This window comes from Pseudomonas aestiva (assembly GCF_039908605.1).
Classification (GTDB): domain Bacteria; phylum Pseudomonadota; class Gammaproteobacteria; order Pseudomonadales; family Pseudomonadaceae; genus Chryseomonas; species Chryseomonas aestiva.
In genome coordinates this window covers 1536882-1555857 of the sequence record NZ_CP150916.1, presented here as the reverse complement: position 1 = coordinate 1555857, position 18976 = coordinate 1536882, and the positions used below count along the sequence as shown (strand labels likewise).

The 18976-nt window shown below is 65.4% G+C and carries 17 protein-coding genes and 1 pseudogene; 10 read left to right on the top strand and 8 right to left on the bottom strand.

The annotated features are described in order from the left end of the window. Positions 1-226: 226 nt before the first annotated feature. From AABM56_RS07145 to AABM56_RS07120, 6 genes and pseudogenes are all read right to left on the bottom strand, one after another. Positions 227-883, bottom strand: a pseudogene (locus AABM56_RS07145) (5-methyltetrahydropteroyltriglutamate--homocysteine S-methyltransferase); the annotation flags it as partial. A 215-nt stretch (positions 884-1098) separates the two neighbouring features. Beyond that, positions 1099-1599 carry a GNAT family N-acetyltransferase gene (locus tag AABM56_RS07140; protein ID WP_133859685.1) on the bottom strand — a complete coding sequence of 167 codons (501 nt, stop codon included), beginning with the start codon at positions 1597-1599 and terminating at the stop codon, positions 1099-1101. Positions 1600-1683: 84 nt separating this feature from the next. Next, a complete protein-coding gene (locus AABM56_RS07135) occupies positions 1684-4086 on the bottom strand; it encodes a TonB-dependent siderophore receptor (RefSeq protein WP_133859686.1) in 2403 nt (800 codons plus the stop codon). A gap of 396 nt (positions 4087-4482) precedes the next feature. Then, positions 4483-6480 (bottom strand): CHASE2 domain-containing protein, encoded by a 1998-nt coding sequence (locus AABM56_RS07130; RefSeq protein ID WP_347883930.1) that lies wholly within the window; start codon positions 6478-6480, stop codon positions 4483-4485. 10 nt (positions 6481-6490) lie between these two features. Next, positions 6491-7114 carry an OmpA family protein gene (locus AABM56_RS07125; protein ID WP_347883929.1) on the bottom strand — a complete coding sequence of 208 codons (624 nt, stop codon included), beginning with the start codon at positions 7112-7114 and terminating at the stop codon, positions 6491-6493. Between the two features lie 5 nt (positions 7115-7119). Then, the gene (locus AABM56_RS07120) at positions 7120-7569 is read right to left on the bottom strand and encodes a FecR domain-containing protein (RefSeq protein ID WP_133859689.1); all 450 of its coding nucleotides are present in this window, start codon (positions 7567-7569) and stop codon (positions 7120-7122) included. A gap of 267 nt (positions 7570-7836) precedes the next feature. Here AABM56_RS07120 and AABM56_RS07115 point away from each other — a divergent pair, with 267 nt between their 5' ends. Continuing rightward, the gene (locus AABM56_RS07115; protein ID WP_133859690.1) at positions 7837-8403 is read left to right on the top strand and encodes a histidine phosphatase family protein; all 567 of its coding nucleotides are present in this window, start codon (positions 7837-7839) and stop codon (positions 8401-8403) included. 6 nt (positions 8404-8409) lie between these two features. Here AABM56_RS07115 and AABM56_RS07110 read toward each other — a convergent pair whose 3' ends face one another. After that, positions 8410-8790: a DUF1090 domain-containing protein gene (locus AABM56_RS07110; protein WP_166655859.1), complete on the bottom strand. Its 381-nt coding sequence runs from the start codon at positions 8788-8790 to the stop codon at positions 8410-8412. A gap of 48 nt (positions 8791-8838) precedes the next feature. Beyond that, positions 8839-9648, bottom strand: coding sequence for an inositol monophosphatase (locus tag AABM56_RS07105; RefSeq protein WP_133859692.1), 810 nt, complete (start codon positions 9646-9648; stop codon positions 8839-8841). A gap of 301 nt (positions 9649-9949) precedes the next feature. Here AABM56_RS07105 and AABM56_RS07100 point away from each other — a divergent pair, with 301 nt between their 5' ends. The 9 genes from AABM56_RS07100 to xylB all read left to right on the top strand — a co-directional run bounded on the left by AABM56_RS07100 (position 9950) and on the right by xylB (position 18914). After that, positions 9950-10390 (top strand): hypothetical protein, encoded by a 441-nt coding sequence (locus tag AABM56_RS07100; protein WP_133859693.1) that lies wholly within the window; start codon positions 9950-9952, stop codon positions 10388-10390. A 152-nt stretch (positions 10391-10542) separates the two neighbouring features. Then, positions 10543-10788 (top strand): hypothetical protein, encoded by a 246-nt coding sequence (locus AABM56_RS07095; RefSeq protein ID WP_133859694.1) that lies wholly within the window; start codon positions 10543-10545, stop codon positions 10786-10788. A gap of 143 nt (positions 10789-10931) precedes the next feature. Beyond that, positions 10932-11246 (top strand): hypothetical protein, encoded by a 315-nt coding sequence (locus tag AABM56_RS07090; protein ID WP_133859695.1) that lies wholly within the window; start codon positions 10932-10934, stop codon positions 11244-11246. A gap of 214 nt (positions 11247-11460) precedes the next feature. Further along, a complete protein-coding gene (locus AABM56_RS07085; RefSeq protein WP_068385265.1) occupies positions 11461-12786 on the top strand; it encodes a sugar ABC transporter substrate-binding protein in 1326 nt (441 codons plus the stop codon). Between the two features lie 122 nt (positions 12787-12908). Then, on the top strand, positions 12909-13841 hold the full coding sequence (locus AABM56_RS07080) for a carbohydrate ABC transporter permease (RefSeq protein ID WP_133859696.1): 933 nt from the start codon (positions 12909-12911) through the stop codon (positions 13839-13841). 10 nt (positions 13842-13851) lie between these two features. Beyond that, positions 13852-14685: a carbohydrate ABC transporter permease gene (locus AABM56_RS07075; RefSeq protein ID WP_133859697.1), complete on the top strand. Its 834-nt coding sequence runs from the start codon at positions 13852-13854 to the stop codon at positions 14683-14685. Positions 14686-14704: 19 nt separating this feature from the next. After that, the gene (locus AABM56_RS07070; protein WP_187978786.1) at positions 14705-15802 is read left to right on the top strand and encodes an ABC transporter ATP-binding protein; all 1098 of its coding nucleotides are present in this window, start codon (positions 14705-14707) and stop codon (positions 15800-15802) included. 67 nt (positions 15803-15869) lie between these two features. Beyond that, a complete protein-coding gene (locus tag AABM56_RS07065) occupies positions 15870-17345 on the top strand; it encodes a mannitol dehydrogenase family protein (protein WP_133859699.1) in 1476 nt (491 codons plus the stop codon). Between the two features lie 72 nt (positions 17346-17417). Continuing rightward, positions 17418-18914 (top strand): xylulokinase, encoded by a 1497-nt coding sequence (xylB, locus tag AABM56_RS07060; protein WP_347883928.1) that lies wholly within the window; start codon positions 17418-17420, stop codon positions 18912-18914. Positions 18915-18976 lie beyond the last annotated feature (62 nt).

Sequence of the window (18976 nt, the reverse complement as noted above, 5' to 3'; positions counted from 1 at the left end):
CCGACCAGGGCTGCTGCCTGGGCGCTACCGGCTTGTCCACGGCTGCCTGGCGAGCGGTCCGCACCAGAGCGTTGAATTCGGCTGTCAGAGCAGCGGCCTGGGCCGTGTCCGCATCTCCGGTAAAGACCACGGGCGACAGCCAGAGGCGCTCCTTCAGGCGTTCGCCGATCTGGTAGGCGAATTGCAGCCGCCGCTGCTGGCCGATCTGCCCGGCCTCGGTGTCTTCGACCAGGCCCAGCGACAGCGTCTTGTAGGCCGGCAGCCGATCGAGCAGACCCTGCTGGGCCTGGACCGAACGCGGCCAGTCGACATGCAGCCCCTCCACCGGCAGAGCGGTAGCCAGGCCCAGGTTGTCGATCAGGTCACCGTGACGCACGCCCAGCAGCTTCTTCAGCGGCTCGCGCTGCAGCAGGTTGTAGGCCCTTTCGAAGGCGGTACGCCAGGCCAGCGGCAGCTCCAGCGCCAGCAGCGGCTCGTCGAGCTGGATCCATTCCACGCCCTGGGCGGCCAACCGCGCGAAGATCTCGCCGTAGACCGGCAGCAGCGACTCCAGCAGCTCGAGGCGGTCGAAGGCGGGATCGAGTGCGCGACCAAGCCACAGATAGCTCAGCGGCCCGAGGATTATCGGCTTGACGGCCAGACCGAGCGCCTGGGCCTCGGCGACCTCATCGAAAAGCTGTTCCCAGCCGATGGCAAAGGACTGGTCCGAGGTGAATACGGGAACCTGACAGGTGCCGGCGAACCCGTGATCGTCCGCCGGCTCGACATGGGCGGCAGCGCCTACCAGATAGGAGTGCGCCAGCACCCGATCGCCCCAGCCAAAGTCGCCTACCGTGAGCCACTCACAACCCGCAGCCTGCTGGGCACGCCACGCCTGCCGACGCTGCTCGCGTTCCTGGGCGATCAGGGCGGCGCGGTCGCAATTGTCGAGAGACGCCAGGGACGCGTCACCCTGTTGCTCGCTGCGCGCGGAACCCTGGGAATGAATCTTGACCATTGCACACCTCCACCTGACAGGCTAAAGATTGTCTTCCCGCGCGACGCATGAAACAAACTCAGGTTTCTCGTGATTAACTCAAGTTTCTTTCATACACCCGATCAGGGCTTGAAGCGCGCCATGCTGTAGACGTCGGTGAACACCCCATCGCGCAGGGCATAGCGCCGCAGCAGACCTTCTTCTTCGAAACCGAGCTTGCGATAGAGCGCCAGGGCCGGCTCGTTGTCGCTGAAAACCGTCAGCTCGACCCGTTGCAGATTCATCCAGTTGTCGGCGAGGTCGAGCAGCGCCGTCAGCAGCTGGGTGCCTATGCCCTGCCCCTGGCAATCCCGGGCCACGCCCATACCGATGGCACCACAATGCTGGCGGCGAATACGCGGCTGCTGTTCGAGACTGGCGCTGCCCACGACCCGCCCCTGCTGCAGGGCGACCAGCGCCACCCGGCCTTCGCGCTCGGCACTCTGCCGTTGCCGCCATTGCTCGGCGGTCTGATAGGGCAATTGCAGCACCTGTCGCGCAACTACCGGATCGCCATAAAGGGCGGCCAGGCCCTCGGCGTGACGATCGGCATAGCGTTCCAGGTGGACGAGCGAGCTGGACATGGGTGGCACTCCTTCGCGGAAGTCCGCAGCTTCGCCCAGGTCCGGGGGATTGGACAAGGGCGAAGCGTGCGAGTCACGCGCCGGTTACAGCGTCCACTTCAGGCTGAGCATGACGTTGCGGGGATCGCCGTAGGTGCCACTTCCGGTACCCGTCGGGATGCCCTGCCAGTATTTCTCGTCGAAGATGTTGTTGAAGTTGACCCGGCCATCCCAGTGCTCGTTGAAGCGGTAGCCGGCCATCAGACCCACCAGGGCATAGCTATCCTGCTTGGCTTCGCCGGTGCCGACGCGCTCGAAGGTCTCGCTCTGAGCCTGCAGATCGGCACCGATACGCCAGTTGCTCAGGCTACCCGTGAGTTGGTAGCTGGTGGCGGCCTTGAACAGGTGCTTGGGCTGCTCGGGCGCGAAGCGGCGATCCTCGTAGGTGACATCCTTGGTGTATTGGCTGAGGACCAGGGTATAGGCCGCAGACGCCTGCCAGTTTGGCGTCAGTTGGCCGGAGATTTCCGCGTCGATACCGCGACTGCGGACCTCGCCCGCAGCGCTGTAACAGCTCTGCGCGGGGTAGCCAGGGCAGAAGGTGGCCTGGTTGGCTGGCAGGTAGGCACGATTCTCCTGGATGGTGTCGAACAGCGCCACGGAGGCATTCAGCGCGCCATCGAAATAGGCACCCTTGAGACCGATCTCGTAGCTTCTGCCAGTCATGGGCTCGAGGACCGAACCTCCGGAGTTCTGCTCGCTTTGCGGCTTGAAGATCTCGGTATAGCTGGCATAGACCGAATAGATGTCGTTCAGGTCGTAGATGATGCCGGCATAGGGCGTGACTTCGCGGGTGGCCTTGTAGTCGTTGTCGCTGTAAAGGTTGTCGAAGTCATACCAGCTGACTCGTCCCCCGACGATGACGTGCAGCGGGTCCACCGGATTGAAGCGCGCTGCCGCATACACCGCCTCTTCGGTGGTGGTGTTCTTGCTGGCATAGGGTGTCAGGCTGTCCTTGGCCGGCTTGGGGATGCTGCTGGGGCGGAAGTTGTAGATGTCCACCGGAGTGGCACCCGAGTAGCCGCCACGCTGATAGAACTTGTCCTGCCGCCGACTGATCCCGGCCATCAGTTCGTGCTCGCGACCCAGCAACTGGAAAGGCCCGCTCACCGAAGCATCAAGGTTGAGCTGATCGGAATCGGTGCGATAGGCGCCGGAGGCGGTACCAAAGTCACTGACCGAGCTGTAGCTAAAGTCCGCGGCCGTGGACGTCAGGTAGTTGGAGTAGGTATCGGAATTGGCCCAGACCTGCTGCGCCGCCAGCTTGGCCTTCCAGCCGTTGTCGAAGGTGTGGGTGATGTCGGAGAACAGGGTGTAGTTGTCCTGATCCCAGTAGGCCCAGTCGCCGCTCAGGAAGGTAGAGCGCGACAGGTGCAGGTTTTCCCCATTGGGACCGCTGGGCAGGCTGCCCCAGTCGGAGGTCTTGTCCTCGCGCTGCTTGGACGCGCCGATGGTCCAGGTGGTGGCGTCGCTGAGATCCGCTTCGAGGACGCCATAGAAGGTCTGGCGCTTGCGCTCGCGCACGTCCTGGAAGCTGTGGCCGTCTTCATAGGCGGCCACGGCGCGACCGCGCAGGGTGCCGGCTTCGTTGAGCTTGTTGGAGGCGTCGACCTCGGTACGGTAGCGGTCCCAGCTGCCGGCGCTGGTGGTGACGCTGACCTGGGGGAAGGCGGTCGGGCGCTTGCGCACCAGATTCAGGGTGGCCGAAGGATCGCCGGCGCCGGTCATCAGGCCGGTGGCACCGCGAACCACCTCGACACGGTCGTAGATGGACAGATCGGCCGAGGACAGACTGTCGAGGGTGAAGGTCCCGGCCGTGGTGGGCAGGCCGTCGTACATGACGTTGTCGATGCGGAAGCCGCGGGAGAGAAATTCCTGGCGGTCGCCGCCGAATTTGCGCAGCGTTACGCCCGGGGCATATCTGACCACATCATTGAGATCGGTCATGCCCTGGTCTTCCATGCGCTGCCGGGTGATGACGCTCACCGACTGCGGCGTCTCCCGGATCGACAGGGGCAGGCCGGTGGAGGTGCTCATGGCGCCGGTGGTGTAGGAGCGTGTCCCTTCGGTGGTCGTCCGGCCCGTCAGGGAGCCATCGTCCGCGCTGATGGTGGTGGCCTCCAGCGCCACGCTGCCGGCCGCCGCCTGGGTGGCCACCGGGGCGACGGTCGCGACCGAGCCGCTGACCGAGGCCGCCAGGCCACTGCCCGCCAGCAGGCGCTGCAGGGCGACATCCGGCTCCATCCGTCCCGCCAGTGCCGGGGCTCGCTTGCCCACCAAGGCAGCAGGATCGTAGTTCACCTGGAAGCCACTCGCGCGCGCGAAACTCTGCAAGGCATCGGCCAGCGGCTGCGCCGGTTGCGACAGCGCCACGGGGGCGGCCTGGGCGAGGGTCGCCACGCCCAGGGAGACGGAAAGCGCGATGAGACGAAGTGAGAAGAGCTGCATGTCGTTGGTCGTCCTCTAGGGAAACACCGACCCGTCCGTACCCCACGTAAGGACTCGCTGGAGGCTTTCCAGGGACCGGTATCCATTGCCGTCTTGCGCGGCGGAACGCAGGCTATGCAACCTGAATGCATCTGTAAATGCAAATTAATATCATAAGCGAACGCAAATCAGCCAATTCATCTGAGGAAGCGCTCAAGGACGCGCCTCTGCCGGTATCAGCCTTCCATCGCCCTGCCCGGGCTATTTTCGAGAAAATGTTTCAAGGAAACAGCGACTGCCCTGCCTGCCTTGTGTGGCAGTAGGCAAAGCTGTTGCGCGAGCGGTGGTCTGTCGCTGTTGTGAAGGCGGAATTGGAAATGGAGGGCTGGGAGAAGCTGCAGACGGCGGCGGGCCGGTTCAGACCAGCCGCCTGGAGCCACCCACCCCCTCGTCGTGAAAGCGCTGGGCGATGGCGCAGATCTGCGGCTCGATGGCCAGGAAGGCGTCGAGCACCAGGGGATCGAAGGTGCTGCCGCGCATCTCGCGCATCATCTGCAGCGAATGCGCATGGCTGAACGGCTCCTTGTAGCAGCGCCGACTGATCAGGGCGTCATAGATATCGGCCACCGCCATGATCCGGCCGGCCAGCGGGATGCCGGTACCGGACAGTCCGTTGGGATAGCCGCTGCCATCCCACTTCTCGTGGTGGGTGCTGGCGATCTCGGCGGCCAGGGCGAGAAAGTTGTCATCCTCCAGATGGCTGGCCGTGCTGAGGATGATCTGCCGACCGAATTCGGCATGCCGCTGCATCACCTGCATCTCTTCCGGGGTCAGCCGACCGGGCTTGAGCAGGATGGCATCCGGCACGCCGACCTTGCCGATGTCGTGCAGGGGCGCGGACAGGAACAGCAGCTTGATGTAATCGGGCGTGAGTTGCTCCGGCGCGTGGCCGGACAGCCGCAACTGCTCGGCGATGGCGCGAACGTAGTACTGGGTGCGCTTGATATGGGCACCGGTCTCGGGATCGCGGGTTTCGGCGACCGCCGCCATGGACTCGATGGTGACCTGCCGCGAGCGTTCCAGCTGCCGGCGCCAGCGCTCTTCGTGCTGACGCGCCAGGATGATCCGGGTGATCAGCGCCAGCGCCGAGAGCATCGCCACCAGCAGCAGAGGCGCGGCCAGCGGCAGGAAGACGTCATGGCGAACGAACAGCCAGGCGCCCAGCAGTTGCGGCAGGACGATCAAGGCGGCCGCCAGCAGGGCGAAGCGACGCTGACTGCGATTGAAGAGAAAGCCAACGGCGAGAAGCAGGCCGCCGGTCAGGCATAGCACCAGTTGCAGCACGCCGGCGAACTGGGGAATCCGTACCAGGGCATCGTCCAGCAGGTCCTGGGTCAGGGCGGCCTGCAGCCTGACACCGGAAAAGATCTGGCCCAGCGCCGTCGTGTGCAGGTCGTTGAAGCCTGCGGCCGAGACGCCGACGAAGACGACCTTGCCCTTGAGGGTGGCCGGCGCCACCGCGCCGCTGAGCACCGCCACTGCCGAGACCTCCGGATAGTGCTCGGCCCCGCCGTGCAGCCGCAGCAGCGTCTGGCCGTCGCGATCGAGTGGCAGCCGGTGATCGCCGAGTCGCAGCGTCGGCCCGGCAAGGCCGCTCTCCACCACCGCCTCGTTCAGCCCCAGGGCGCGCAGGGTGGCGGCCAGCGCCAGACTCGGATAGAGGATGCCCTGGTGGCTGAGCAGCAGGGGGACGCGCCGCAGGATGCCATCGCTGTCACGCTGGCTGTTGATGAAGCCGCTGAAGCGCGTCTGGCTGGCGATGGGGGCCACGTTGTCCAGCGCGCCGCTGGCTGCGGGCAGCTGAAGGGCGTCGAGGTCGCCGGTGAAGCCGACCCCTGGCCGCAGTCCGCCGGAGACGGGTTGCTGCAGATCGAGAAAGAAGAAACGGGCGCCGACGGCCCCCGTCTGCCCCATGACGTAGCCGAGATAACCGTCATTGTCCTGCAATTCCACAGGCACCCCGGAAAAGTTCAGGTCCACACCGAAGTCGTCGCGGAAACTCTGCTGCAAGGCCTTGAGCGAGGTCCGGTCCGGCTCGCTGAACAGGACATCCACGGCGATCGCCGCCGGCTCGGCCTCAGCGATGCGGGAGAGCAGCTGAGCGACCCGGTAGCGGGGCCAGGGCCACTGCCCGAGCGCCGCCAGACTCGCCTCGTCGATGGTGACCACCTGGACATCCGTGGCATCCTCGGTGCTGGCCGCAAGGCGACTGAGCTGGTCGTAGGCCAGGCGATCGAGGTACTGCAGCGGCGGCAACTGCGCCAGGGCAGCGAGGCCGAAGGCCAGCGACAGCCCCAGGCTGACCAGGAACATCCAGGGCGCGCGCCGGCGCAGCAGGGTCGCAACGGAGTTCATGCCCGCGAACCTAGAGAATCAGGACTTCGACACGCCGGTTGCGCGGCTCGGATTTGCCGGGACGGGTCGGTACCAGAGGCACGGTATCGCCGAAAAACTCGACATTGATGCGCAACTTGGGATCGAGCCGCTGCAGCAGACCGGCCACCTTGCGGGCACGCTGCCCCGAGAGGTCGAGGTTGTAGGAAGGCGCTCCCGAGCCATCCGCATGGCCGAAAACCGAAATCTCCGTGGGGATGCGCTGCCGTGCCTTTTCCAGCACCTCAGGAAGGAGCGCCTTGGACTGCGGCGTGAGCTCCATGCTGTCGGAGAGGAAGTTGAGGATGTAGGTCTTCGGCGGCGACGGCTGAGCCGCCAGCACCTGTCGATGCTGCTGCTCGAAAAGGGGTTGGGCCACCGCCTGCACAGCGGTCGGCGCCTGCCCCGGTGCGCCCACCGTGACCTCGCCGAAGCCCTGGTCGATGGCCTGGCGACCGGCCGGGCTGGTCACCGAAACGGCGCCGACATGGCCGTCTTCATCGGGCATGAGGATGACTCGCGTCTGCGGCGGCGGCGGACTGGCACAGCCGCCCAGCAGCAGCGCGGACAACAGCACGCTCAGTAGCAGACGCCCAGGGGACGCGACAGCGACCATCGCGTTCATTGGGCCTGGACCAGGAAACGGGTGCCGCGCACGCCGATGGTAGCGGTCGGCGTTTCGATCTTGACCGTGTCGGGGGCGACCTTGCCGATCTTGCCGGACGAGTAGATGGCGGAGCCCTTGGTCAGGTATAGCGAGAAGCCATAGCGACTGCGCTTGGGCTCGAAGAGATAGTCACGCAATTGCACATCGGCGTCGCTGCCCAGGGTGAGCAGGGTGCCGTCGAGAAAGACGATGGCGGCGGTGGCATCCGGACCGGCCTGCAGGCGATCGGCCACCTCCAGGGTGGTACCGGCCTGAGCGTCCAGGGTGGCATTCTGGCGCACTACCTTGACGTTGCCCGAGACGCTCTTGATCAGCGCCACATGCGCCTCTTCCGCGGCCGTGACCGGCGCAGACCCCAGCAATTGCAGCCCGAGCAGCGCCAATGCGAACAGTGTTGTCTTCATGCTTTCCTGGTCCCTGGATGGAAGGGCGTGGCCGCCGTGGGGGCGACGGATTGCCGGCAGGACCTCGGATGGAACCTTGAAGCGGCCTGCTGCGCAGCGGTCAGGGCTCCAGACTCGTGAACCCAGTCACCTTCTACCAGATAAACAAGCCAAGCGGCACGCAAAGTAGTACGAATGGCACCTGGCCACTATTCATGCCATCACGACCCCGCGAGACGAACGGCACCGGCAGCGGTCTAGTGAGCAATCTTTCCAAGGTTACCTTTCATGCAGATCATTCTGGTCCGTCACGGCAAGCCCGATCTATCCAGCAAGGCCCGCTGCGCTCCAAGGGAGATGAAGGACTGGGTCGCACGCTACCAGAAGGCGCCGGTGCCCGCAGGCCAGGAGCCCGCGGAGACGCGGCGGCTGGCGCAAGAGGCGGGTTATGTGGTGAGCAGTCCCCTGAGTCGCTGCGTGCGCTCGCTCGAGTACCTGATGGGGCGCCCCGGCAGCCCGGTGGATGACCGCTATGCCGAAGCCCACCTGCCCTATCTGGAGCTGGATACGCCGCGACTGCCGGTCAAGGCCTGGCGCCTGCTGTTCAGATCCGCCTGGTTCGTGGGTTTCGCCGCCCATACCGAGTCCATCGGCAGTTCCTCGGTACGCGCCGGCCAGGCGGCCGATCACCTCATCGAACTGGCCGAACGCCACGGTTCGGTACTGCTGCTGGGGCACGGCATCATGAACGTGCTGATCGCCTGGCAGTTGCGCAAGCGCGGCTGGCGCGGCCCCCTGCACCTGCTGCTCAAGGACTACTGGAAGCCGAGCATCTATCGCAAGGAAACGCGCTGAGATCGCTCAGCGGTCCGCCCTGGCGCGGGCCTCTTCCAGTTCACGGCGCGCCTCGGCCAGCTTTCGGGTGCGCACCTGGATCTTGTCGGCGTCGCCCTTGGCCTGGGCGCTACGCAGATCCCGTTCTCGCTCGGCCACCTCGCGGCTCCGGGCCTGGATGACGTCCAGCCGCTGCTGGCGCAGGCCGGCGTCGGTGCAATGCGCTTGCACCGCGCCGAGTGCCCGCCGCAACCCCGCCAGCCGCCCTGCATCGCCTTGCGCCTGCGCCTGGGCGATCTGCCGCTCCAGCGTCAGGCGCTTCGCCGCGCAGCCGCCGTCGGCCGCCACAGCCAGGCCGGGCAGCAACAGGGTGGTCGCGAACAGCACTGTCCTGGTTCGATCTTTCATCGGCATTCCTCCGGACATTGAAAGGCGAGCGCTTCCGGGTCGTTTCGCTCAAGCGTCCAGCGACGGCCCGACCAGCGCGGCGAGCTGATCGTAGACGCCGGGCGCTGCCACCAGCAGGGGATTGCCATTGATCAGGCCATCGTTGCGCAGGAAGGCGTTGTGGCGCCCCCCTGCCTCCTGGATCAGGACCAGGCCCGCCAGGCAGTCCCAGCCATGGATCAGGGTTTCGTAATAGCCGATCAGCCGGCCGGCGGCGACATAGGCCGTCATCAGGGCACCCGAGCCATTGCGGAAGAATTGCCCCCCCTCGGCGAGCAGACCGGTCACGAACGGCAGGAAGTGTTCCTTACCGCGTCTATGAGTGGTACCCAGCCCGGTCAGGCCCTGGCGGATCTCGGTGGCCGCATGGACGCGCAGCGGCTGGCCATTGACGAAGGAGCCGTGCCCGCGCAGGCCGTGGAAGAGTTCGTCGTGATTCGGATCCATGATGGCGCCGAGCAAGGGCTCGCCCTCGTGCATCAGGCCTATGGACAAGCACCAGTTGTGCAGGCCGTTGAGAAAGGGCGCGGTGCCGTCGATGGGGTCTATGACCCAGAGGTAGGGCGCGGACAGGTCGGTGGCGCCGCCCTCTTCGCCCAGCAGGCCATCCTCCGGAAAGCGCTCGCTCAGGCGTTGGCGGATGAGCTCCTCCAGCGTCTTGTCGGCGATGCTCACCACGTCCTGCAGGTCGCTGCCCTTGTGGTCCACCTGCAGCGCACCGCGCCGGCGATAGAAGTCGAGGCCGAGCTGCGCCGCTTCCCGGGCGATGTCCTGGACAGCGCGGTAGCGTTCGGCGATGGCGGGGGCGATAGCGGTCATGAGCGCTCCTGGAACGGGAAAAGGCGTCAGGGTGCCAGTTCCACCGGTGGAAAAGAATAGTCGCGATCCTGCCCGTCAGCGCCTTTGACGCTGGCCCCGGTCAGACCGCGGCCGTGCACTGGCCAAATTCTGCCGATGTCGGCAAAGGTCCGACTAGAAGCCCCTGGTCATGGCCGTGTCATCTCGGCGGCGCAGGCTGTCGGGTATTGGCACTCAGGACGGCGAAATGCAGCGACGGACCGCACCAAATCCGCCCGCCGCCGTCAGAACAGTTGAGTGCTCGTTGTACCGGGAGGACGCCATGACCGCACAAACTTCGCTATTCCACGGCAATGGTCAGCTGCAGCAGTTGCGGCGACTGATTCCCAGACAGCACTTCGAAGGTCTGGAACGCCATCTCGAGTTGCTGTCGCAGGAATTTCCGCTCTTCGATCATCCGCCGTTGAGCATCGATTGCGCCGTTGCCGAAACCCTGGAGAACCTTGGCATTCGTGCCTTCCAGTGGCAGGGCAGCTGCGATCTGCCGCAGCGGATGGCCCTGGGCAGTGCCCTGATGGGCGAAGGATTCATGGCTCAGTCCAGTACGCCGGAATACACCCTCTATCTCAACGTGCGAGGCGAGAAGGTGCTGTTGCGGCAAGAGCCCGCCGGTGGCCAGACCCTGGTCAGCCTGGTGTCGGATTGCCCACCGCTCTTCGCTTATCTGGCGGCCAAGCACCGCGAGCCGCTACCGGTCGCCTGAGCGACTCGCCATCCGCTTGTCGGTAGCGTGACCGACCGGTATCGAGGATGACGAACGGGATCACAAATACGCAGTAACGTCAGACTAAGCGGGAACCAAATAGGCAGTGGAATGGTAGATTCGCGCTTCGGATCTACCAGGAGACCCAAGGAATGGGAATTCGTATTCTGGCCAGCGTCATCGCAACCTTCGCCGCCTTCCATGCCGAAGCTGCCACCCTCCCCGCCGTACCGCCGCTCAAGCTGGCGGACCTCACCCTTCAGGTCCCCCTCTCGAGTACCGATGCCATCCCTGCCAGAACTGACGCCCAGTTGCGCGACAGTCGACAGCCAGTGAATGGCGCCCGCTGGCTGAATGAACATCGGACCCTTGCTCAAGAGCAACGCTGGGTATTCTAGTCCGTTGGATTGATGTCGACGGATGGTTTCCCATTCGTATGCTTTTTGATCCTGCCTGGGGAATGAATCGCTTTTTTGCAGGTCCGTCTGGTTCTACGGGCAGCTCAACTCTTCTGCCCTTTCAACCTGCACGCGGAGCCGTCATGAAACGCCTGTCCCTTCTCCTGTTCGCCGCCCTGTCGGCCTGCAGCTCGGCTCCCACCCAGCCCCCGGCCGATCCGTCGCAATTCGGCGGCCGTACCCAGGAACAACTCCGGCAGAGTTTCGGCTCGCCGCAGCGGGTCGCGCAGCTCGATCGCCTGGTGGTCTACGAATATCGCAACCTGCGCGCCCCGGGCAGTGCGACGCCGGTCTATTCCTTCCTCATCGAAAACGAGCGGGTGATCGAATCCACCCCCGGAACCTTGCAGCTTTATCGCGAGGACGGCATCACCAAGGTCAAGGCGGAAAGTCTCTAGGCAGAGCCGCCGGCCGGATCGCGCGTCCCGCGCAGCCTGCGCGGATGTGCAAAAAAATACCGATTTTGGTGTCTTTCAGCATTTGTTTCCCGGGCGGCAACGGGCTGTAATCGGTCCGTGGCTTCCGCTGCAAAGGCCGTCACAGCCGGCCGCGTAGTGGGTTACAACAACAAGAAAAGCGTCTGCTGCAGTTGCACAGGACGCGGAGTGCAAGATGAAAACAACACCAAAAGCGCTTTTATTGTCCGCTGTCACCCTCTCTGCAGGCCTGACCTTCTCGCTGGCCCTCCAGGCCGCTGAAACGGTCACCATCGCCACCGTCAACAACAGCGACATGATCCGCATGCAGCGGCTGTCCAAGACCTTCGAAGAACAGCACCCCGACATCAAGCTCAACTGGGTGGTGCTCGAGGAAAACGTGCTGCGGCAGCGGCTGACCACCGACATCGCCACCCAGGGCGGTCAGTTCGACGTCCTGACCATCGGCATGTACGAGACCGGCCTCTGGGGCGCCCAGAACTGGCTGGAGCCCATGAAGGACCTGCCCGCCAACTACGACCTGGACGACCTCTTCCCGTCGGTTCGCGAAGGCCTGTCGGTCAAGGGCACCCTCTATGCGCTGCCCTTCTACGCCGAAAGCTCCATAACCTATTACCGCAAGGACCTGTTCCAGCAGGCTGGGCTGACCATGCCCGCCCAGCCCACCTGGACCCAGATCGCCGAGTTCGCCGGCAAGCTGCACCAGCCGGACAAGGACCAGTACGGTCTCTGCCTGAGAGGCAAGGCCGGCTGGGGCGAGAACATGGCCCTGGTCACCACCATGGCCAACGCCTTCGGCGCGCGCTGGTTCGACGAGAAGTGGCAACCGGAATTCACCGGCCCGGAATGGACCGCGGCGGCCAACTACTACGTCACCAACATGAAGAAGTACGGTCCGCCCGGCGCCTCCAGCAACGGCTTCAACGAGAACCTGGCGCTGTTCAACAGCGGCAAGTGCGCCATCTGGGTCGATGCCAGCGTTGCCGGCTCCTTCACCATGGACAAGAGCCAGAGCAAGGTCGCCGACAGCGTCGGCTTCGCCGGCTCGCCGCGCGAGGTCACCGACAAGGGCTCCTCCTGGCTGTACGCCTGGTCCCTGGGTATCCCGACCTCCTCCAAGCACAAGGATGCCGCCAAGACCTTCGTGACCTGGGCCACCTCCAAGGACTACGCCAAGCTGGTCGCGGACAAGGACGGCATCGCCAACGTGCCGCCGGGTACCCGCAAGTCCACCTACAGCCAGGCCTACATGGACGCGGCGCCCTTCGCCAAGGTCTCGCTGGACATGCTGCAGCACGCCGACCCGGCCCATCCCTCGGCCAAGCCGGTGCCCTATGTGGGCATCCAGTACGTGACCATCCCCGAGTTCCAGGCCATCGGCACCTCGGTAGGCAAGCTGTTCGCCGCGGCCCTCACCGGGCAGATGTCGGTCGAGCAGGCGCTGCAGGCGGCGCAGCAGTCCACCGCCCGGGAAATGAAGCGCGCCGGCTATCCCAAGTAGCGCTGGAGCCCTGGGTCCGCACCCCGCGGACCCAGGCCTAGCGGCTTTTCCTGCCTGATCCGTCGCTGGCGTCGCGAGACGCCAGTGCCTCGTCACGGCCCACTGCCTTGCGGAGCATCGCCATGCAGACCTCCACCCTCAAGACGCCCGCCGTCGAAACCCCTGCCGCTCCCGCCCGTCGTCAACGCCGTCGTGCTAGTCCCGGCTGGTTCCTGATCAGTCCTTCGGTGGCTCTGCTGCTGGTGTGGATGCTGGTGCCCCTGGGCATGACCATCTGGTTTTCGCTGATCCGCTACAACCTGCTCTATCCGGGCGAGCACGCCTTCGTCGGCCTGGAGAACTTCGAATACTTCGTCACCGATGCCGGCTTCTGGCCCGGCATGAGCAACACCCTGCTGCTGGTGGGCAGCGTGCTGCTGATCAGCGTGGTCTTCGGCGTGCTGATCTCGGCGCTGCTGGAAGCCAGCGAGTTCCTTGGCCGCGGCATCGTCCGCGTCCTGCTGATCTCGCCGTTCTTCATCATGCCCACGGTCAGCGCCCTGATCTGGAAGAACCTGATCTTCCATCCGGTCTCCGGCATTCTCGCCGCGGTCTGGAAACTCTTCGGCGCCACCCCGGTGGACTGGCTGGCCACCCATCCGCTGCTGTCGATCATCCTGATCGTGTCCTGGCAGTGGCTGCCCTTCGCCATTCTCATCCTGATGACCGCCATGCAGTCGCTGGATCAGGAGCAGAAGGAAGCGGCCCGCCTGGACGGCGCCGGGCCGCTCGCCATCTTCTGGCACCTGACCCTGCCGCACCTGGCGCGGCCCATCGCCGTGGTGGTGATGATCGAGACGATCTTCCTGCTGTCGGTGTTCGCCGAAATCTACACCACCACCAGTGGCGGTCCGGGCTTCGCCTCCACCAACCTCGCCTACCTGATCTACAACCAGGCCCTGCTGCAGTTCGACGTCGGCCTGGCCTCCGCCGGCGGCCTGATCGCCGTGCTCATCGCCAACATCGCCGCCATTATCCTGGTGCGGATGCTCGGCAAGAACCTGACCCAACAGTGAGGACCCTGACATGCTGACGCTCAAGCAATCCCGGCGCCTGCAGAGCCTGCTGCTGGGCCTGCTCGCCTGGCTGGTGGCCCTGGTGCTGTTCTTCCCGATCTTCTGGATGGTGCTGACCAGCTTCAAGACCGAGATCGACGCCTTCGCCACGCCGCCGCAGTTCTTCTTCACGCCCACGCTGGAGAACTATCTGACCATCCAGGCGCGCAGCGACTACTTCCACTTCGCGCTGAACTCGGTGGTGATCTCCTTTGGCGCCACCCTGCTGAGTCTGCTGCTGGCGCTGCCGGCGGCCTATTCCATGGCCTTCCACGAGACCAAGAACACCCAGCGCCTGCTGCTGTGGATGCTGTCCACCAAGATGCTGCCGGCGGTGGGCGTACTGGTACCCATCTACCTGCTGGCCAAGCAGTTCGAACTGCTCGACAGCCGGCTGCTGCTGATCGCCGTCTACACCCTGATCAACCTGCCGATCGTGGTCTGGATGGTCTACACCTACTTCAAGGACATCCCCAAGGACATCCTCGAGGCCGCGCGCCTGGATGGCGCCACCACCTACCAGGAAATCGTCCGGGTGCTGCTGCCGATCGCCAAGGGCGGCATCGCCTCGACCATGCTGCTGTCGCTGATCCTCTGCTGGAACGAGGCCTTCTGGTCGCTGAACCTGACCTCGTCCAACGCCGCGCCGCTGACCGCGCTGATCGCCTCCTACTCCAGTCCCCAGGGACTGTTCTGGGCCAAGCTGTCGGCCGTCTCGACGCTGGCCTGCGCGCCCATCCTGATCTTTGGCTGGATCAGCCAGAAACAACTCGTCCGCGGCCTGTCGTTCGGCGCGGTGAAATAAGAACAAGAGGACTCCTGTCATGGCCAATCTGAAAATCCGCAGCCTGCGCAAGGGCTTCGACTCGCTGGAAATCATCAAGGGCGTCGACCTCGACATCAACGACCGCGAATTTGTAGTCTTCGTCGGCCCGTCCGGGTGCGGCAAGTCAACCCTGCTGCGCCTCATCGCCGGCCTGGAAGAGGTCAGCAGCGGCACCCTGGAGCTGGACGGTCGCGACATCACCGAAGTGTCGCCGGCCAAGCGCGACCTGGCCATGGTGTTCCAGACCTATGCCCTCTATCCGCACATGAGCGTGCGCAAGAATCTGTCCTTCGCCCTCGATCTGGCCAAGATCGACAAACAGGAAGTGGAGCGCAAGGTCGCCGATGCCGCCCGCATCCTCGAGCTGACGCCGCTGCTGGAGCGCAAGCCGCGTCAGCTCTCCGGTGGCCAGCGCCAGCGGGTGGCCATCGGCCGCGCCATCGTCCGCCAGCCGAAGATCTTTCTGTTCGACGAACCCCTGTCCAACCTGGACGCCGCCCTGCGCGTGCAGATGCGCCTGGAACTGGCGCGTCTGCACCAGGAATTGCAGGCCACCATGATCTACGTGACCCACGACCAGGTGGAAGCCATGACCCTGGCGACCAAGGTGGTGGTGCTCAACGGCGGCCGCGTCGAACAGGTCGGTTCGCCCCTGGAGCTCTATCACCATCCGGCCAACCTCTTCGTCGCCGGCTTCCTGGGCACGCCGAAGATGGCGTTCTTCAAGGGCAAGGTGGTGGCCACCGACGCCCAGGGCGTGGAGGTGGAGCTGGCGGCCGGTCCGCGGCTGCACCTGCCACGCCGTGGTGACGACCTCGCGATCGGCAGCCCGGTGACCCTGGGCATTCGCCCGGAACACCTGCGCCTGGCCGCCGACGGCCAGCTGCCAGTGATCAGCGACGTGGCCGAACGCCTGGGCAGCGACACCTATTGCCACATGGTCACCGAGGCCGAGGAGCCGCTGACCGTGCGCGTGCCGGGTGACTGCGCCGTCGCCTACGGCGAACGCCAGCGCCTGGCGCTGGACGTCGACTTCTGCCACCTGTTCGACGAACAGGGCCGCGCCGTGGCGCCGCTGCTGCGCAAAGCCGCCTGACCCCTCTCCCCTTTCCTGCCCCGGCGCCCCGCACGCGCCCGGGGCATCGCCTTGCAGGATCGCCATCGTGAAACTCAATCGCCAGCACCTCGAACAACTTCCCGACTACATCGCCAAGCCCGGCTATGCCGCCTGCCAGCTGCGTCAGGGCATCGTCCACATCGGCGTCGGCGGCTTCCACCGCGCGCACCAGGCCATCTACACCGAGGCCCTGCTCAATCAGGGCCGCGACCTGGACTGGAGCATCTGCGGCGTCGGCCTGCGCGCCGAAGACCGCGCCATGCGTGATGCCCTGGCCGGCCAGGACTATCTCTACACCCAGGTGGTGCTGGCCGACGAGCCGGACACCGAGGTGCGCGTCGTCGGCGCCATCAGCGGCATGCTGCTGGCCGAAGACGGCACCCAGACGCTGATCGACAAGCTGGCCCATCCCAGCACCCGCATCGTCTCCCTCACCATCACCGAGGGCGGCTACTGCATGGATGACAGCACCGGCGAATTCAACTTCAAGCTGCCCCAGATCCAGCACGACCTGCAGCATCCGGGCGATCCGCGCAGCGTCTTCGGTTTCCTGCTGGCGGCCCTGGCCAAGCGCCGCGCCGAGGGCACCGGTCCCTTCACCGTGATGTCCTGCGACAACCTTCCGCACAATGGCCAGGTCACCCGCAAGGCCCTGCTGGCCTATGCCGCCCTGGTGGACGAAGAGCTGCACGGCTGGATCGCCGAGCACGTCAGCTTCCCCAACGCCATGGTCGATCGCATCACCCCCATGACCAGCACCGCCCATCGCGAGGCACTGCTGGCCGAACACGGCGTCGAGGACGCCTGGCCGGTGGTCTGCGAGCCCTTCCTGCAGTGGGTGCTGGAAGACAGGTTCGTCGCCGGTCGTCCGGCCTGGGAAGACGTCGGCGTCCAGTTCACCGATGACGTTACCCCCTACGAGGAGATGAAGATCAAGCTGCTCAACGGCAGCCATCTGGCGCTGACCTACCTGGGCTTCCTCAAGGGCTACCGTTTCGTCCACGAGACCATGGCCGATCCGCTGTTCGTGCGCTACATCCGCGCCTACATGGACGAGGACGTGACCCCGCAGCTGGCACCGGTGCCCGGCATCGATCTCGACCAGTACAAGGACACCCTGATCGAGCGCTTCTCCAATCGCGCCATCGCCGACCAGCTGGAGCGGGTCTGCTCCGATGGCTCGTCGAAGTTTCCCAAGTTCACCGTGCCGACCATCAACCGCCTGATCGAAGACGACCAGGCCATGGATCGCGCCGCCCTGGTGGTGGCCGCCTGGGCGGTCTATCTGCGTGGCGTGGACGAGACCGGGGCGACCTATCGCATCCCCGATCCGCGCGCCAATTACTGCGAGGAACTGGTGCAGGATCAGAAGAATCTCACCGAGCGCCTGCTGGGCGCCGAGGAAATCTTCGGTAAGCACATCCCGAAATCCGCGGCCTTCGTTGCCGCCTTCGAGCGGCAGCTGTACAACTTGCGTACCCACGGGGTCAGCGCCACCTTGCAGACCCTGCTCGGCGACTAGCCCTGGCAGAAAGCTGCCTGCTCAGCGTCGACTTTTCAGACAAGCCCTAACAACAACAAGGAGCGGCCAGGCATGAAGTTTCTCGGGATCGACTGCGGCACCCAGGGCACCAAGGCGGTGATCCTGGATGTCGAGCGCGGGGTGGTACTGGGCGAAGGCAGTGCGCCGCACCCCTTGACCGAGGCCGCCAACGGCCGTCGCGAGCAGAATCCGGCGGACTGGATCCGGGCGCTGGTGGCGGCCACCCGCGCCGCTCTGGCGCAGGCCGGCAGCGATGGGCAGGACATCCTCGGCGTCGGCGTCTCGGGCCAGCAGCATGGTCTGGTACTGCTCGACGACAGCGGCAAGGTCCTGCGTCCGGCCAAGCTCTGGTGCGACACCGAATCCACCCCGGAAAACCAGCGGCTGCTGGACCACCTGGGCGGCGTGGAGGGCTCCATCGAGCGCCTGGGCCTGGCCATCGCGCCGGGCTACACTGTCTCCAAACTGCTCTGGACCAAGGAACAGCACCCGGAGGTGTTCGACCAGATCGACCAGGTGCTGCTGCCCCACGATTACCTGAACTTCTGGCTGACCGGCCGCGCCGTGGCCGAATACGGCGACGCCTCGGGCACCGGCTATTTCAATGTGCGCACGCGCCAGTACGACCTGGAGTTGCTGCGCCATATCGACCCCAGTGGTCGCCTGGAGCGCGCCCTGCCGGAGTTGATCGAAGCCGACCAGCCGGTCGGGCGGCTGCGACCGGAGGTCGCCAGCCAACTGGGCATCAACGCCCAGGCGCTGGTCTCCAGCGGTGGCGGCGACAACATGATGGGCGCCCTGGGCACCGGCAACAGCCGCGCCGGCCAGATCACCCTGAGCCTGGGCACCTCGGGCACCCTCTATGGGTATTCCGACGAACCTCGCATCAGCGAGCATCCCGCCGTGGCGGGTTTCTGCTCGTCCAACGGCGGCTGGCTGCCGCTGATCTGCACCATGAACCTGACCAATGCCAGCGGCCAGATCCGCGAGTTGCTCGGCCTGGATCTCGCCGAATTCACCCGTCTGGTGGCGGAGTCGCCCATCGGCGCGGAGGGGGTGCTGATGCTGCCCTTCCTCAATGGCGAACGGGTACCGGCGCTGCCGACCGCCACCGCCAGCCTGCATGGCCTCACCGCCACCAACCTCACCCGCGCCAACCTGTGCCGGGCGGTGGTCGAGGGAGTGAGCTTCGCCCTGAGATACGGCTTCGATCTGCTGCGCGACCTGGGCATGCCCGGCGACACCCTGAGACTCATCGGCGGTGGCGCCAGGAGCCCGGTGTGGCGCCAGCTGATCGCCGATCTGATGAACACCCCGGTGGTCTGCCCGATCCACGGCGAAGCCGCGGCCCTGGGTGGCGCGCTGCAGGCCGCCTGGTGCTGGAGTCGCGAACAGGGGCATCCGGAGTCGCTCGACAGCCTCACCGAGCGCTGCGTGCATCTGGACCCGGCCAGCCGTGCCGAACCGGATCCCGCACGGGTCGCCGAGTACGAAGCGGCCTACCAGCGCTACCGGCAGCAGCTGCGTGAGAACTACGGAATAGCCTAGCGGGCAGAGGGGGTGGAAAACGCCAGGCGGTTTTCACCCTACTGGAGGTCGGCAACCAACCC